Raw genomic sequence first — 13,557 nt, forward strand, 5'->3', positions numbered from 1 at the left:
TAATTGCGCAAAACGACAGGCGCAATCACATGGGCGACTTTTTTCGGAAGAATGTCTGAAAGCGCCGTTGCGCGTTTACCGCGTCGACGACCGGACCTGTCAGGGCGCGCAATTATTCAGCGGGATGCGGCTCTCGGATGCTTGTCCCTTCGGACGGTCGAAGGAGCCGCTTCAGCACAATCGCAAATGGCTTCACGAGGACAAATGCCAACGCGGCCAAGACCGGATGTGCCCGCCGCATCATCTTTGCGGCATAGGCGTCGGCCTCTGCCTCTTGGTCGGCCACGGTGCCGCCTTCGAGATGTCCGCAGGCGTGATGCCCGACCTCGTGATAAAAGGTGAACTCGGTGCGAAACCTTTGCCACCAGCGACGCGGACCGCGCGGTGACTGCGCGGGCCAAGTCAGGATGATGTTCGAAAAGAAGAGGTTATAAAGGCCAAGGTAGTCGAGCGACGGATCGGCAGGCATGACATCGACACGGGCAACCCCATCCAGATCAAGACCGCGCGTCCTGGCCCATCGCGACACCGCCGTGACGACGCCATGAGGGTCATCGATATCGGAGGCGACAAAGACCGGTAGCCGCTCGTTCAGGTGTGCCGCCGGTTCCTCGGTCAGGCGCTTGGACAACAGTGTCAGTGTCTTGCGATGCAGCGGATGCAGGGGCGTCTTCGACAGTCGCAGACTCTCTTGACGGAACGCCTCGGGGTCGAGCGCATCAAGCAACGCAAGCAGGACCCCAAAGTATTGCGCGCGCGGACCGACGGAGGTGTCTGTCCAGGCAGGGCTGGCGAGTTTGGCGAGCACTTCAGGAACAGCGTTGTCTGAATCCTGCAATAGATCACGCCACGCATCGCGCACCGTTTCCACATGCCCGGTCGCGATGCCGCGCAGCAGTTTGTCGATCTGAGGTCTGTCGCGACGGTCCATAGTCCGCCGCTAGCAAACGATTGTGCGGATTTTATGGACCCGCGCGCCACATCATGGAATGAGTAGCGAACTGTCACCATACGAAAAGAAGCGGTAGCGTTCGGCAATGGCGTGTGCGTAGATTTCCCTAATGCGCTCCTGCCCCATGAGCGCGGAGACGAGCATCATCAGCGTCGATTTCGGCAGGTGGAAATTCGTCATCAACCCGTCCGTCACGCGGAATTCGAACCCCGGATAGATAAAGATGTCGGTGTCGCCTTCCCACGGCGCGATCCCTTCGTCCCGCGCGGCGCTTTCGATGAGGCGGAGTGCAGTGGTGCCCACCGGGATGATCCGTCCGCCGGCGGCCTTGGTCGCGCGAATCTCGGCGGCGGCGTCTTCCGAAACGTGTCCCCATTCGGCGTGCATCTTGTGCGTGGTCACGTCTTCGACCTTCACGGGCAGGAACGTCCCCGCCCCCACATGGAGCGTCACAAAGGTCATACCCACCCCGCGCGCCTTCAGCGCGGCCACCAGTGCCTCGTCGAAATGTAGCGACGCCGTCGGTGCCGCAACCGCACCCGCGTTGCGGGCCCAGATCGTCTGGTAGTCTTCCTTGTCCCGGTCATCGGCGTGCCGCTTGGCGGCGATGTAGGGGGGCAAGGGCATGGCACCGGCATGGGCCAGCGCATTGTCAAAATCCTCTCCGGTCAAGTTGAAGCGCAGGAAGGCCTGCCCTTCGGCGCGGCTGTCGACACGGGCCGACAGGTCGGGTGAGAACGTGATCGTCTCCCCGTCCTTCACCTTCTTCAGCGGCTTCACCAAAGCGGACCACGACCCGTTCGCCTGTGGTTCAAGCAGAGTGACCTCGATCTTGGCTTCGGACGGTCCGGCCTCGCCTGACCGTTTGCGCACACCGAAAAGCCGCGCCGGGATGACGCGCGTATCGTTCAGGATCAGCCGGTCGCTTGGACGCAGGATCTCAGGCAAGTCGCTGACGATCCGGTCGGCGATGCCCCCGGCCTCGGCATGCAGGAGGCGGGCCGATGACCGTGGCGAGGCCGGGCGCGTCGCTATCAGGTCATCCGGCAGGTCGAAATCGAAATCACTGAGCTTCATGGGTCGGACTCCGGGCTGAATGGTCTTGCTTCGGTCTAGTCAAATCGCGGAACAAGCAAAAGCCTGACGCGTCGCACGCGCACGACCCTCATTCGCCGGGGTTGGGCGGTGGACGGCGGAAAATCTCACGGAACATGCCCGGTGTCAGCGCCGAGAGCGGGTTCACACCGACCTGCGGATCACTTGCCGGACCGCCGAGTGTGAAATTGAACCCGATCAGGCCCTCGCCCCGGCGGGTGAAGATACTGCCGATGCCGTTCAGGAAGTAGATCGGAGACAGAACGCCCTGAAAATCGAGCGTGCTGGTGGTCAGATTGTAGATGCCGTCCATCGATATCCCCATCGAAGGTCCGGTCGCGCTCGATTCCGTCAGGATCAGTCGGTCAGGCGTCAGGCGAAAGCGCGCCTGAACATCGGTGAAAAGGATCCCCGGGCCTTCGAGCTGATCGAGCAAGCCCACAATGCTGATCGCATCGAGCAATGAGGCAATCCCCGGCGCATCGCGCAGCCGCGCATTGGCAACCTCGAGCACACCATCATAGCTGCCCGGACGGCCCGAGACCGGGGCCAGCGCCAGCGTCAGGCTGCCCCCTGCCACGGTCTTGAGCAATCCGGCCTCGCGGATCACCCGACCCGCGTTGTCTGAGCGAATGCGAAACGCTGTGCCCGAATTCTGCGGCACTGCTTCACCCACGATGGGGGCCGAGCCGTTGATGTTGGCGCTGAAGGACCCCGCCAACCCCGAGGATGACTGTAGGTCCGCGCGGAAGTCGGATAGGCGGATGTTGTTCGACACCTGCAAACTGTCGAGGGCCAGCGCCAAAGGCACTGTTGCCCGTGACCCGCCGCCGCCCGTGCCGCGCCCGAAAGGTGCAGACCTGAGGTCAATCCGGCCACCGTTGATCTGCACGGCAGGCGGCACGCCCGCGCCCCGGCCACGCAACGTGACCGGCGCATCGAGCCACGCGCCAACCCGCACGCGGTCGAGATCGACCGAGGCAAGCGACCCGTTGGCGTTCAATCGCACGGACCCGCGCGCCTCCAGACCGGGGCCGGACAGCGCCAACACATCCACCCTGGCGGGCCGGTCGAGCACACCCGCGACCTCAAGCAGACCTGTCTGCCCGCGCGACAGGGACCATTGCACCGGCGCGATGGTCACGCCGATCCCGTCGAGCCGCGACGTGAGCTCAAACCGGGGCGGCGCACCCCGATCGAGCGCCACGACAAGGTCCGCCGGACCACTGCCGGAGATCGTTCCGGGCGGCAGAGCGACGCCAAAGGACCGCGCCGCAGCATCGGACAGGGTGACGACCCCTTCCACGCGGCTGCCCGACACCGGCGTGCCGGGTTCCGGGATCGGCAAGGTCCAGCTGCCTTCGAACGGAACACCGGACAACTCCGCCTGCCCGGACACCCGCAACGCGCGATTGTTGATCTGCACGTCCAGGGCGCGCGCCGTCAGGTTGCGGTTGGGCACGATGGCGTCGCTTGAGACATCCGTGGCGCGACCGCGAAAATCCAGCGCCATGTCCGGTAGGCGCAACCCGCGCCGCAGCGGCAAGTCGAGGCTGCCGTCAAACGCCACGCGCCCGGACAGGATATCCACCGGACGATTGGCCTTTTGCATGATCTCGAGACGCGGGCTGTCGAGAAATGACAGTAGCGCCTCGATCTCACCCTCGCCTTGCAGCCTGAGTTGGCCTTCGGCCGGACGTTGCCGCGTGTCAGGGATAACGAACGTGCTGCCCGCCACGCCGATCGCACCGCCCTGCTGTGGCGTGACCTGACCGGCGGACACCCGCACCGCAAACCGGTTGCCGTTCAGGGTCAGCGTACCGGTCCCGTCCGTCACCACCGGCAGCGTGCGCGCGTACCGCACCTGCGCATTTTCGAACGCCGCGTTGAGGTAGATCAGTGGCCGCGCGTCCTCTTGCGAACGCAGGGCGAACTGACCCTTGGTAATCGCGCCTCCCTGCACATTTTCCGCGACCCACTGGCGCGTGCGGGGTGCAAGCGCGGTGGGCCAGAGGCGCAGCAACGCCTCTGGTGATACGCGCCCGACGGTGCCATCCAACCCGTAGCGCCACGCCGCCTCTGTCGCGGTGACACGACCGGACAGACGTACCGGGACCTGCGGATCATCGACCCAGAGCCGCCCGAGATCGACCTCGAACGGGTCAAGACGCAGACGGAAATCAAGCTCTGCCCGGTCGAGGCTCAAAGCATTTTCGAACAGCGTGTCCGGCGCGGCCTCCAGCGTGCTGAACCGCACCTGTCCGATCATTTCCGACGGAACCCCGTCGCGCAGCCCGGCGAGCGTCGCCCGCCCGTCAGCCACGGCACGACCGAGCGCGCTGTCGAAAGACAGTTCCGAAAAGCGGATCTGTTCGGCTTGCGGGTCGAAGGTGAAATAGCTGCGGGCCGAGGTGAACGGGATCGGTGGCGTGTCGGGCGTTGGTTGCACAACGCCTTCACCGATCTGCAGGGTCGCATTCAACACACCCAGCGTTCCGTCCTCGCGCATCGTCGCGCGCAAGGCGCCGGAGATCGGGGCGCGCAAGGCACCGAGCCATGCCAGTGCCGGTCCCTGCGTCGCGATATCCTGAGACGGCATGTCGGTAAGGGTCATGCCGAAGGCAACGTCTGTCTGACCGATGACGGAGGACGCGTTGAGCTGCAGCGTGGTCGCCGTCGCCCCGCCGCCCAGCAGGGCGAAATCGCCGGACAACCGCACGTCGTCGCGGTCACGCGTGAGACGCAGACGTCCACCGTCCACCGTCCAGCCCCGCCGTGCGCGGACATCTTCGAAGCGGAGCGTCAGGGCGCTGGCCTCCACACTGCGCAAACGCGACAGGCGCGGGTCCTCCAGCAGCCGGTCGATGTGCGAAACGATGGTCGGCACGTCGGGCGCGTCCCCGTCCAGGACGAACGCATCACCAAGCGCGAGACCAAGCCGCCCGGAACGATCCCGCTTCAGCGTCACGAAAGCGCCGCTCACGCCAAGATGGCGCAGAACCAGACTACGACGTGCGAGGTCGTGCAGGGCCAGCCCGATCTCTACGTCGGACAGCACCGCCACCGGACCGCCTGACGCGGTTTTCACGTCCACATCCAAAAGGATGATCCGGGCGCGGCCATCCGGTTCGAGCCTGAGCTGGACATCCCCGAACAGCACCCGAAATCCGGGCAGAGACTCGGCCAAGCGCAGCTCGACGGTGTCACGCACCCAGTCCGGTGCGGACACAGACCGGCCCACCATCGCCCAGCCCGCGACGAGCACCGCCAGGATCAGCGACGCAAAAACACCGAGCGTCCATGCCAGCAGCCGCCGTTTGCGCTTTTTCGGCACTTTGGGGGTTTCTGTTTCGGTCGATGTCACTGGAAGCGACGTCCTTTTGCATTACCCTTGGCAATAACGGCTGACCGCCGTGATCGTTGCACCCATTTTAGAGGAACACGCCATGAGCGATACACTGGAATTGGCCCCCGACTTCACTCTGCCAGTAGAGGGCGCGGACGAGGCCGAAATCACCCTGTCTGCCCTGCGTGGCACACCCGTCGTCCTGTTCTTCTATCCGCGTGACGACACATCGGGCTGCACCAAGGAAAACGAAGCCTTCACGGCCCTGCAAGGCGATTTCGAGAAGATCGGCGTGCGCGTTTTCGGGATTTCCAAGGACAGTCTGGCAAGTCACGAGAAATTCATGGCGAAGAAATCGCTGACCGTGCCGCTTCTGTCGGATGAGAACGGGACCGCATCCGAGGATTTCGGCGTGTGGAAGGAAAAGAACATGTACGGCAAGAAGTACATGGGGATCGAACGCTCGACCTTCCTGATCGACGCCGAAGGCCGCATTGCCAAGGAGTGGCGCAAGGTCAAGGTGCCGGGGCATGCCGAAGAGGTTCTGGAAGCGGCGAAAGCGCTCTAGCCCGCGTCTCGGATCGGGCCGCGCCGGATTCCACTGGCGCGCGCCCTAACGGGTGCGAGTTGAGGCTCGTGAAACGACCCCCTCCCAAGAAGCTGTTTTACGCGTCCTGACCCGCTCGCCTCAAGTGCTGTTCATCGCATGAACCCACACTTCCGCCTCGGGCTCATGCGGAGCGCGCGCTCCGTCGGTCACGGCACCAAGCCTTTTTGCGACAGCCTGTGACCGCGTGTTCTGTTGGTCGATGTAGCTGTAGAGCCTGTCCAACCCTAGGTCCTCGGACGCCCATGTCTTGACGGCCTTCGCCGCTTCGGTCGCATAGCCTTTTCCCTCTGCGCCTTCGAACAGATGCCATGCCAATTCCACGTCCGGCCAGTTGGAATGCTTGATCAGGCCCACCCGGCCAACGGGATCCCCAGTCAGCTGTTCCACCACCACGAAGAAGCCGAAGCCGTGCCAATGCCAGTGGCCAATCCCGGCAAGATACCCGAACCAGGCCTGCTCTGCCGTGACTGTCTCGTCCTGCGCTTGCAGCGACGGGGCACTGGTCATGAACCGGGTGAACGCTGGTAGATCACTCTGTTCCGGTCCACGCAAAACCAACCGCTCAGTTTTCAGCGTGGGTGCGGTCGTGAGTTGTTTCATCGGATTCCTTTCCGGACGCGAACCCGGGGTCCGGGTGAGGTCATTATAGAGAACGGTCGCGCTTGGCGCACCGAAGAAGACGCGACGTGGTCTTGCAGTCCGCCACGTTGCGCGCGAAGACGGGCGCATGACAACACTTTGCGACATGGCAGTGGACGTTCTGACCACTGCAGACGGGCGAGAGAAGACGGCCAAGTCACGGGACTATGCCGCGCAGTGGTTCGTGGCCCGAGACACCGACACGCCGATTGCCATCGGAACGGCAAACCCGCCCTTGCGGCCGGCGCGCCCCGACGAACCGAAACTGCTTGACCCGCGCGACGTGCCAAAACGCAAACCGGGCAGTCCGCAGGGCCGGATCGCACTTTTGCATGCCGTGGCGCATATCGAGTTGAACGCGGTCGATCTGCATTGGGATATCATCCCCCGCTTTGCGCATGTTCAGATGCCCCTCGGCTTTTACGACGACTGGGTGAAGGCGGCGGACGAGGAGTCGAAGCACTTCAACCTGATGTGCGACTGCCTCGAAGAGATGGGCAGCTACTACGGCGACCTGCCCGCCCACGCCGGGATGTGGCGCGCGGCCGAAGACACGGCAGAAGACTTCATGGGACGTCTGGCCGTGGTGCCAATGGTGCTTGAAGCACGCGGCCTGGACGTGACGCCCGGCATGATCGAAGTCTTCCGCAAGGCGGATGCGACCAGCGCGGTGGCAGCGCTGGAGACCATCTATGCCGAGGAAGTCGGGCACGTGGCCTATGGGTCGAAGTGGTTTCACTTCCTTTGCGGGCGGCACGAGAAAGACCCGAAAGACGCCTTCCACGCCCTTGTCCGCACCTACTTCAAAGGTGCGTTGAAGCCGCCCTTCAACGAAGAAAAACGCGCTGAGGCCGGCTTGCCACCCGACTTCTACTGGCCGCTGACAGAGAGCGTTTAGGTTGAAAACCGCCGATTTTGATGAGTTTTGCAGGGGTTGCCCCCGATACCGATCGGCCGTATCGGCGAAATCTTGCCGGTCAGGCAACAGATCGCCCGAGGTCTCGACTCACTGGTCCAAAAATGTTGCCAATTTCTGAATGTGACTTTAATGCCGTAACAGAACGCGCTCGGAGTTGGGGCTTGAGGGCGCGAAAAATGGGACGGGATTAGGGGACATACAGGTGCGCACGCGACTTGCGATCAAACTGCATGGCATACTCGAACGACTATTTCCGGAGCGCCGCCTATTTCTGCGATCCGACACAGACACCCGTTTCATCCGTCTGAAATCCAGCACACAGGCTATGGCCTTCGGGGGCGCATCCCTTGTCGTGGCGTGGACCATCATCGCCACTGCCGTTCTGCTGATGGACTCCATCGGGTCCGGCAATTTCCGCGAGCAGGCGAAGCGCGATCTGGAAACCTACCAGCTGCGCCTGAACATCCTGTCCAACGAGCGCGACGCCCGCGCCGCTGAAGCGATCGCAGCGCATGAGCGGTTCAACAGCGCGCTGGAACAAGTGTCGGTGATGCAGTCGAAGCTGCTTGACGCCGACACCCGCATGGCAGAGCTGGAGACCGGGCTTGAAGCGGTTCAACTGAAGCTTCGTAACGCCATCCGCGAGCGCGAGGACGTGCGCACCGAACTCGCGACGCTGCGCGACGAGCTTGAGAATGGCGATACGCTACTGGCCTCTGCCGGGGCGGTCGACACTACGACGCTCGACTTCCTGTCCTCCGCCCTCGCCCGCACGGCAGAAGAACGCGATCAAGTGGTTGCGGATGCGCAGGATGCGCTGATCCGCGCGGACGAGATGGCGACCGAAATTCGCCTGATGCAGGAAAAGAACGACACGATTTTCCGCCAGCTTGAAGAGGCGATGACCGTGTCGGTCAAACCGCTCGACAAGATGTTCGAGGCAGCGGGCATGAACCCCGACACCATCCTGAACCAGGTGCGGCGCGGCTATTCTGGCCAAGGCGGCCCGCTGATGCCGCTGACCTTCTCGACCCGCGGCGAAGAGCCGTCCGAGGACGTGTTGCGCGCCAACCGTATCCTGAACCAGATGGACCGGTTGAACCTGTACCGCATCGCGGCTGAGAAAGCGCCGTTTGCGATGCCCCTGAAAGATTCGTTCCGCTTTACATCGGGCTTCGGCTACCGCTGGGGCCGCCTGCATGCGGGCACCGATTTTGCAGCCGCCCACGGCACGCCGATCTATTCAACCGCGGACGGTGTAGTGACCTTCGCGGGCTGGCAGTCAGGATATGGTAGGCTGGTCAAAATCCAGCACGAGTTCGGCATCGAAACCCGCTACGCGCATAATTCGAAACTCTACGTGAAGAAGGGCCAAAGGGTCTCGCGCGGGGATAGAATTGCTGCTATGGGGAACACTGGACGCTCTACCGGCACCCATCTCCACTACGAGGTCCGTGTCGGTGGCAAACCTGTCAACCCCATGATCTACATCAAGGCTGCAAACGATGTTTTCTAAAAGCAAAATCAATGAGCCCGGCCCCAAGGCCGATGAGAGCAGCGCATCCAAGCCGGCAACGCCGGACACCCCGCGCCCCACACCCACAGAATTCAAGGCATCGGCTCCGAAAGCGAAGCCTGCCGCTTCGATCCTGTCGAACGACCTGCACATCACTGGTAACCTGAAGACAACCGGCGACATCAATGTCGAAGGCACCGTTGAGGGCGACATCCGCGCGCATCTTTTGACGGTTGGCGAGACCGCCACGATCAAGGGTGAAGTGGTCGCCGATGACGTCGTCGTCAACGGCCGTGTCGTTGGCCGCGTGCGTGGCCTCAAGGTTCGCCTGACCGCGACCGCACGGGTTGAGGGTGACATCATCCACAAGACGATCGCTATCGAGAGCGGCGCGCATTTCGAAGGTTCCGTGCAGCGCCAAGACGACCCGCTGAACGGCGGCAAAGCCAAGCCCGTTGCAGCCGCACCCGCCGCATCGAACGGGTAAACCTACGCTAACTGATTACAGAGAGGCCGCCTTCGGGCGGCCTTTTTCGTTTCTGGCGACATCAGCTTCTCCGCCCTTTCCAACCGCCTCTTCGTCTGGGCGCATTCATTGACGCCAAGCCTTCTTCCAGCACCTGGCGCATGGGGTGGCCGTCCTCTGGATGGCGGTCGAGCAATGTTTTGATCAGTGACTGACTGTCCGCATCCACCGGAACGGCCAAGGCCCAGTCGAGGAAGATGGAGCGGCATTCCTCGTAGGTGATGCCGTCAATCTTGAAAGCTTCCGCGATCAGTCCTTTTGGATCCGTAGCGTCGCCTTTTCGCATGGCTCAACTGTCCTTCTCGATGGGCGGCAGGGCCGCGTTGATCAATTCGGCCGCTCGGGCGCTCGACATGGTGAGTTTTTCGCGCAGGGCGTCGATGCTCTCGGTCTTCGTGATGCGGCACAGGAATGCGGACGCGGCACTTCGGTCGTTGTCCGGGCTGACGGTCGTGTCCGAGATCAAGCGCGCGCCGAGCTGGAGCGACCAACACAGGGTATAGGTGTGACTTAAGTGCTGCGCGGTCTCGGAAGAGAGCCAGCCGCAGGTCACACCGCTTTGCAAGGCATCCGGCACCGCGCCCAACGGTCGACCCGCCAGCAGCGCGGCGGCTTGGGCGACAAGTTCGATGTCCTGCATCCGCCCCTGCCCCAGCTTTGGGTCCCACGGGTCGCCCGCGCCCTTGGCCGCGGCGATCCGGTTGCGCATGACGGCCACCTCGCCAAGCACCCCGTCCCAGTCGCGTGGGGACGCAAGCACGTCTGATTGGACGGCTTGAATATCCGCACCAAGCGGCCCCGCTGGCGCGACGACGCGGGCGCGTGTCAGGGCAAGATGTTCCCAGACCCAGGCCTCATGCATCTGGTAATCGCGGAAAGACTGCAGGCTGGTGGCGACCGGACCCTGGTTGCCGGATGGGCGCAGGCGCATATCGATCTCGTAAAGCCGGCCTTCGGCCATCGGGACGGTCACTGCGGTGATCATCGCCTGCGTGAGGCGCGCGTAATAAGGGCGCGGCGCCAGCGGGCGACGTCCGTCCGACAGTTCGGCATCGCCGGGATCATAGATTACGATCAGGTCGAGGTCCGACTGCGCGTGCAGTCGCCGCGACCCGAGGCTTCCCATCCCGAGGATCACAGCGCCTCGTCCCGGTGGCGAGCCGTGCTTGCGCGCGAACTCCGTCTGCACCTCTGGGGCGATGGCGCCCAGTACCGCATCGGCGAGGTCGGCATATTGCGCCCCGGCTTCTTCCGCCTCGATCAGGCCGCGCAAGACATGCACGCCGATACGGAAATGCCATTCCTTTGCCCAGCGACGCGCGGCGTTGAGCTTGTTCTCGTAATCCGCCTCGCGCGACAGGATATCCGACAGGGACGCGCGCAAGCTCTGCTCCCCCGGCCAGTCCGCAAAGAAATCGCCCCCGATCACAGCGTCGAACACGCCTGCATTTCGCGACAAGTAGCGGGCAAGCTCTGGTGAAACACCCACGATGTCGATCAGCAGGTCGATGAGCTGCGGATTGGCCTCGAACAGCGAAAACACCTGCACCCCGGCGGGCAGACCGCTGAGGAACCCGTCGAATGCAGACAGCGCGGATTGCGGGTCAGATGTCTTTCCGAGGCGATTGAGGATGTCGGGCTTGAGCCGTTCGAAGATTCCGCTGCCACGCTGGGATCGCAGCGCGGGATAGGTGCGCCAGCGACTGACGACCTCGGACTTGGCCAGCGCTTCCGGGATAGGTGCGTCGGACGTTGGTGCCGCGTCACCCCCGAAGAAGCCCTCTGTCAGACTGTGCACCTCTTCCAGCCGGTCGCGCAAATGACGCTCCAGCGTGTCTCGGTCGGTGCCCATGAAAGCCGCGAGCCGTTCGAAGCCTTCGGGTGACTTCGGCAGATCGTGGGTCTGGGCGTCGCGCACCATCTGCACACGGTGTTCGACCTCCCGGTGTGCGCGATAGTGTTCGGTCAGCGTGTCCGCCACGTCTTTCGGCACCCAGCCCTTTTCGGCCAGAACGGCGAGCGCCGGAACGGTGCCACGCAGACGCAGGTCCATATCGCGTCCACCTGCGATGATTTGGCGGGTCTGGGTGAAGAACTCGATTTCCCGAATGCCGCCGCGGCCAAGTTTCATGTTGTGGCCAGGCAGGGTAATGGCGCCGCCCAATCCCTTATGATCCCTGATCCGCTGCACCATGTCATGCGCATCCTGAATGGCCGCGAAATCGAGGTGCTTCCGCCAGACGAAGGGTGTCAGCGTCTTGAGGAATCGTTCCCCGGCTGCGGTGTCACCGGCGCAAGCACGCGCCTTGATGTATGCAGCACGTTCCCACGTGCGGCCGAGGCTTTCGTAGTAGCGCTCTGCCGCTTCCATGGCGAGGCAGACCGGCGTCACCGCCGGGTCCGGGCGCAGACGCAGATCGGTGCGAAAGACGTAGCCGTCTCCCGTCAGATCGCTCAGCATCGCGCACATCTTGCGCGTGGCACGGACAAAGCTGGCGCGGGCATCGTGATAAGCGTCCGGGTCGAAGCGGGTTTCGTCAAAGAGGCAGATCAGATCGACATCAGAGCTGTAATTCAGCTCGCCCGCGCCCATCTTGCCCATCGCCAGGGCCACCATGCCGCCAGCCTGCTCGGCATCGTCTTCGGTCTGACCGGGCAGCTTGCCGCGTTTGATTTCCGCCCCGATGGTGGCGCGCAGCGCGAGGTGTACCGAGAGGTCCGCGAAATCCGTGAGTGTTTGCGTCACGGTTTCAAGCGGCCAGACACCGGCGAGGTCGGCCAGCGCTGTCAGCAGGGCAACGCGGCGTTTGGCTTGCCGCAGCGCGACCGCCAGCGCATCGGGCGCGGTGGCCCTGAGATCATCGCATAGCTGTGGCACCGCGCTGTCCATCACATCAAGCGCGCCTTCGAGCCAGTCGCCTTCTTTCTCGATCAGGGATTTCAGATACGGGCTGCAGCCGCCGGTGCCCGCGATCAATAGCGCGATGTCGCCGCTGGCCCAGGGCACGGCCTGCAACGTGTCGGCACCGTGATCGGGCTCAAAGGCACGGGGCAAACGGGTGATGCGCTTTGCGAAACTCATGGCGGAAGATGGTCACGCGTTCGGGCAAATGGCAATGGGATTGCGTGCGATCTTGGCAGGTGGATCCGTCGATGCAGGAGGGATCGTCAAGGCACGACGGACGCTAATGGTTCCGCTGACATGGCGTGTGGCCGGTCAGACAGCTGTGTCCGACCGACGGGCAAAGCGGAATGTTACCCGTCGGGTCCACCCGAGGATAACGATGTCTTGTAAGCCGGGCTTCAGCCCGGAATGTGTTACGTGAAGAGAAAAAGCGGCGCCGCCTCGTTTGGCCTGACGGTTCTCTCATCTGCCGGGAATTCCCCGGGACCTGTGCCCTCGCAGGCCTTCATGAAACCGGTTTCTCATGGTCGCCCCGGATCGGGGAACAAGAGACTGTCAGTTCAGGTGTCGCGGCATGGGAGTGACCCTTCCCGCTCGATGCGCATCGTGGGCAGCGGTATGCCGCGCGAGGCGTTAAGGAGTTGGAAACCGTGCGTGCGCTCAGGATCTCGGCGAATGGCTGAAAGACGGGACAAAGCCGCCGTTCAGCCAAAACGAAGCTGGACTCGAATGTTTTCGTCTTTCTGAGCTTCTTCAAACACAGCCTTAATACGAGACAGCAGCGCAGAGACTGGTTCTGGGACGTCTTTGTATCCTACCACTTCGATGCAGTATGGCGGCAATAAGCCATTGATATCGCTCGTTATGCTGTCCCATAGCGCATCTAAGTTGTGCCCATGCCACTCCGGAGCGTCCAAGATAGCAAGCAATCGCCCATAGACATCGTCGACATATTTGCAATCCGAAACATCTATTCTGAGAGACTTCATCTGGCGACATTCGCATATGCAGAAAGCTGTGGCTATGGCCTCCAAGCCGCCACTCAACCT

At 62.9% G+C, this 13,557-nt stretch carries 11 protein-coding genes; 4 read left to right on the plus strand and 7 right to left on the minus strand.

Translation table 11 applies throughout. The features are described 5' to 3' along the window. Positions 1–112: 112 nt before the first annotated feature. The 3 genes from BUA42_RS14480 to BUA42_RS14490 form a co-directional block, all read right to left on the minus strand. Positions 113–931 (minus strand): M48 family metalloprotease, encoded by an 819-nt coding sequence (locus tag BUA42_RS14480; RefSeq protein WP_072778945.1) that lies wholly within the window; start codon positions 929–931, stop codon positions 113–115. A 51-nt stretch (positions 932–982) separates the two neighbouring features. After that, a complete protein-coding gene (queA, locus tag BUA42_RS14485) occupies positions 983–2,029 on the minus strand; it encodes a tRNA preQ1(34) S-adenosylmethionine ribosyltransferase-isomerase QueA (RefSeq protein WP_072778946.1) in 1,047 nt (348 codons plus the stop codon). A gap of 88 nt (positions 2,030–2,117) precedes the next feature. Next, positions 2,118–5,411, minus strand: a complete 3,294-nt coding sequence (locus BUA42_RS14490) for a YhdP family protein (RefSeq protein ID WP_245819024.1) — start codon at positions 5,409–5,411, stop codon at positions 2,118–2,120. Between the two features lie 82 nt (positions 5,412–5,493). On the opposite strand from BUA42_RS14490, the gene BUA42_RS14495 reads away from it, so the two are divergent. Then, positions 5,494–5,961 carry a peroxiredoxin gene (locus BUA42_RS14495; protein ID WP_072778947.1) on the plus strand — a complete coding sequence of 156 codons (468 nt, stop codon included), beginning with the start codon at positions 5,494–5,496 and terminating at the stop codon, positions 5,959–5,961. A gap of 120 nt (positions 5,962–6,081) precedes the next feature. On the opposite strand, the gene BUA42_RS14500 is transcribed toward BUA42_RS14495, so the two are convergent. Then, positions 6,082–6,603, minus strand: coding sequence for a GNAT family N-acetyltransferase (locus BUA42_RS14500; RefSeq protein ID WP_072778948.1), 522 nt, complete (start codon positions 6,601–6,603; stop codon positions 6,082–6,084). A gap of 127 nt (positions 6,604–6,730) precedes the next feature. Between BUA42_RS14500 and BUA42_RS14505 the strand changes: the two genes are divergently transcribed. From BUA42_RS14505 to BUA42_RS14515, 3 genes are all read left to right on the plus strand, one after another. Beyond that, on the plus strand, positions 6,731–7,540 hold the full coding sequence (locus BUA42_RS14505; RefSeq protein WP_072778949.1) for a ferritin-like domain-containing protein: 810 nt from the start codon (positions 6,731–6,733) through the stop codon (positions 7,538–7,540). Positions 7,541–7,763: 223 nt separating this feature from the next. Continuing rightward, positions 7,764–9,077, plus strand: coding sequence for a M23 family metallopeptidase (locus BUA42_RS14510; RefSeq protein WP_072778950.1), 1,314 nt, complete (start codon positions 7,764–7,766; stop codon positions 9,075–9,077). Next, positions 9,067–9,564 (plus strand): bactofilin family protein, encoded by a 498-nt coding sequence (locus BUA42_RS14515; RefSeq protein ID WP_072778951.1) that lies wholly within the window; start codon positions 9,067–9,069, stop codon positions 9,562–9,564. The genes BUA42_RS14510 and BUA42_RS14515 overlap by 11 nt, the downstream gene beginning before the upstream one ends. A gap of 61 nt (positions 9,565–9,625) precedes the next feature. Here BUA42_RS14515 and BUA42_RS14520 read toward each other — a convergent pair whose 3' ends face one another. The 3 genes from BUA42_RS14520 to BUA42_RS21210 form a co-directional block, all read right to left on the minus strand. Beyond that, on the minus strand, positions 9,626–9,889 hold the full coding sequence (locus BUA42_RS14520) for a hypothetical protein (RefSeq protein ID WP_072778952.1): 264 nt from the start codon (positions 9,887–9,889) through the stop codon (positions 9,626–9,628). 3 nt (positions 9,890–9,892) lie between these two features. Then, positions 9,893–12,685 (minus strand): bifunctional [glutamate--ammonia ligase]-adenylyl-L-tyrosine phosphorylase/[glutamate--ammonia-ligase] adenylyltransferase, encoded by a 2,793-nt coding sequence (locus tag BUA42_RS14525; protein WP_072778953.1) that lies wholly within the window; start codon positions 12,683–12,685, stop codon positions 9,893–9,895. Positions 12,686–13,212: 527 nt separating this feature from the next. After that, positions 13,213–13,497 (minus strand): barstar family protein, encoded by a 285-nt coding sequence (locus BUA42_RS21210; RefSeq protein WP_072778954.1) that lies wholly within the window; start codon positions 13,495–13,497, stop codon positions 13,213–13,215. Positions 13,498–13,557: the final 60 nt, after the last annotated feature.

It is taken from the genome of Marivita hallyeonensis (assembly GCF_900129875.1).
GTDB classification, from domain to species: domain Bacteria; phylum Pseudomonadota; class Alphaproteobacteria; order Rhodobacterales; family Rhodobacteraceae; genus Marivita; species Marivita hallyeonensis.

Excerpts from the sequence above, each read along its gene's own strand:
- BUA42_RS14480 (WP_072778945.1), bottom strand. The coding sequence starts at position 931 with ATGGACCGTCGCGACAGACCTCAGATCGACAAACTGCTGCGCGGCATC.
- queA (WP_072778946.1), bottom strand. The coding sequence starts at position 2,029 with ATGAAGCTCAGTGATTTCGATTTCGACCTGCCGGATGACCTGATAGCG.
- BUA42_RS14495 (WP_072778947.1), top strand. The coding sequence starts at position 5,494 with ATGAGCGATACACTGGAATTGGCCCCCGACTTCACTCTGCCAGTAGAG.
- BUA42_RS14500 (WP_072778948.1), bottom strand. The coding sequence starts at position 6,603 with ATGAAACAACTCACGACCGCACCCACGCTGAAAACTGAGCGGTTGGTT.
- BUA42_RS14505 (WP_072778949.1), top strand. The coding sequence starts at position 6,731 with ATGACAACACTTTGCGACATGGCAGTGGACGTTCTGACCACTGCAGAC.
- BUA42_RS14515 (WP_072778951.1), top strand. The coding sequence starts at position 9,067 with ATGTTTTCTAAAAGCAAAATCAATGAGCCCGGCCCCAAGGCCGATGAG.
- BUA42_RS14520 (WP_072778952.1), bottom strand. The coding sequence starts at position 9,889 with ATGCGAAAAGGCGACGCTACGGATCCAAAAGGACTGATCGCGGAAGCT.
- BUA42_RS14525 (WP_072778953.1), bottom strand. The coding sequence starts at position 12,685 with ATGAGTTTCGCAAAGCGCATCACCCGTTTGCCCCGTGCCTTTGAGCCC.
- BUA42_RS21210 (WP_072778954.1), bottom strand. The coding sequence starts at position 13,497 with ATGAAGTCTCTCAGAATAGATGTTTCGGATTGCAAATATGTCGACGAT.